This is a genomic window from Pseudomonas sp. VEM90 (assembly GCF_054611535.1).
Window position 1 is genome coordinate 1 of sequence record NZ_JBTRAR010000064.1, and the last position, 808, is coordinate 808.

Genomic DNA, 808 nt, shown 5'->3' on the forward strand with positions numbered 1-808 from the left:
CTACGGAGGCATTACCAGCGGCATCGGTCGCGGTGGCCTGCAGGACTTCACCATCAATCTGCGGTGGGGTGAGGTTGATGCTGAACGCCCCGGTCGGGCCGACCACGGTAGCGCCCAGTTCGGTGCCATCGGCAGCCAGGATACGCACGGTGCTGCCCGGTTCGGCACGGCCGGTGATAACGCTGCCGTCTGCGCTCACAGCCAGTTCGGTCGGTGCGGCAGGGGCGGTGATGTCGGGGGCGGAGATCTGGGTGGGCAGCGAGGAAACGCCGCCGTCATCGATGGCGACCACGTCCAGCAGTTCGCCGTTGGCCTGGGCCGGCTCGAGGGGTACGGTGAAGCTGCCGTCGGGGCCAGCCACCACAGTGCCAATCAGCGTGCCGTTGGCGTCATGCACTTCCACACGGGTGCCAGCCGGCGCGGTACCGGTGAGTGTGGTGCCATCAGCATCAATGGCCAGATTGCTTGGGCTGTCGGGCGCGGTGGTCAGTGGTACGTCGTACTCGGTAGCCACGGAAGCGTTGCCGCTTGGGTCGGTCTGCACCAGGCTCAACTGCTCGCCCGGCTGCGCGGCCGGATCCAGATCGATCAGGAAGGTGCCATTGGCTCCCACAACACCCGTGCCGATCACGGTGCCATTGGCATCGCGAACTTCGACGGTGGCGCCAGGCTCGCCGCGACCGCTCAGGGCCAGGCCATCAGTGCCCACCGTAATGTTGCTCACCGCCTCAGGCGGGGTGATGTCCGGCGCATCGAATTGCAGTGGTACCGAGGCGTTGCCGGCGGCATCCACCACGCGAATGTCCAG

Annotated in this window: 1 protein-coding gene; it reads right to left on the minus strand. The window is 66.8% G+C overall.

The annotated features are described in order from the left end of the window. On the minus strand, window positions 1-808 hold an 808-nt coding region (locus ACYCCG_RS26035; protein ID WP_459672324.1), incomplete at both ends, for an Ig-like domain-containing protein.